Source organism: Arthrobacter sp. TS-15, from assembly GCF_006964045.1.
GTDB lineage: Bacteria > Actinomycetota > Actinomycetes > Actinomycetales > Micrococcaceae > Arthrobacter.
This window is the reverse complement of the sequence record NZ_SDXQ01000141.1, coordinates 1-1,237: the sequence shown is the minus strand read 5'-3', so window position 1 is coordinate 1,237 and position 1,237 is coordinate 1. Positions and strand designations below refer to the sequence as shown.

Below are 1,237 nucleotides of genomic sequence, written 5' to 3'. Positions count from 1 at the left end.
CCGAACAGCGGGTGGAGCCGGTACCGGTCGTGCCCGAGATACTCGACGAACGCGTTCTCGCGGTGCAGCCCGGCCAGGACGGACTCGGCATCGGCTCGCCCGGTCAGCGCGTTCGCCAGCTCGGGACCGAAGCGATCGAGGACGCTGACCCGCAGCAGGAGGTCCTGCGCCTCGGGGCTCTGCCGCTTGAGCACCTCCGCCAGCAGGAAGTCGGCCACCGTGGTGCGGTCGACCTCGAACTCCTTCAGATACGTCTCCGGATCAGGGCTCTCCTGAGCGGCCAGGGCACACAGCCGCAGTCCGGCGGCCCAGCCCCGGGTGCGCTCCACGAGGGACCGCGCGGCGGACACCGGCACGCGCAGCCCGTGCAGCTCCAGCAGCGCGGCGGCCTCCTCGGGGGTGAAGGCCAGCTCCGCGGCCCTGATCTCGGTCATGTCGCCGACCGCCCGGTAGCGGTGCAGCGGCAGCAGGGGCTCGGTGCGGGTGACGAGGATCAGGCGCATGCCCCGTCCCGCGTGGTGCAGGACGAATTCCAGCTGCTCGGCGATCTCCGGCTCCGTCACACGGTCGTACTCGTCGAGCACCACGATCACGGGCCGGTCCCGGTCGCCCAGGCTCGCGGCGAGGCGCGTCAGCAGCGTCTGGTCGACTCGGCTCGCGTCGGCCGGTGAGCCGACCTCGGCGGGCAGGGGTACACCGGAGGCGCTCAGTGCCTGGAGGAAGTACGCCCAGAACATGCCGCAGCCGTGGGCGGCGGCGTCATTGGTGAGCCAGGCGACGGACCGGTCCTCGCGTGCGGCCCAGTCGGCGGCCAGCAGGGTCTTGCCCGCGCCCGCGGCACCGCTGACCATGGTCAACGGCGTCCGCAGAGCCTGGTCGAGATGCCTGACCAGCCGCTCCCGTCGCAGGAAGGTCGCGGGACGCGCCGGTATCGCGAACCGCGTGTGCAGGAACGGGTCTCCTTGGGGATCGGCGCACGACGTGGTCGGTTCCGGACCGTTCTCCTCCAGCCCAGCCATGGCGCTCACCACCACTGCTCGTCAGGTCATGGGCAGCGCTCCCCCTCAGCATCCCGCGGTTCCTGCACATGTGCACGCCAACCAGACGCCAGTGGCTTCTCCAGGGGCGGCGACGGCATCCGCCGCCGAGTCCTGTGGGTTCGTACGAGGCCCGTGCCCGTCCGGCAGGCGCGGCCCGGTCCTCTGTCGGCAGGACCGCAGTGGTCAGGTCATGGACG

General features: G+C 71.8%; 1 protein-coding gene. It reads right to left on the bottom strand.

Annotated features, from left to right (window positions below; all coding sequences use genetic code 11):
• Positions 1-1,019, bottom strand: a 1,019-nt coding sequence (locus tag EU811_RS23370; protein WP_142940606.1) for an AAA family ATPase, incomplete at its 3' end; no start/stop codon positions are given.
• Positions 1,020-1,237 lie beyond the last annotated feature (218 nt).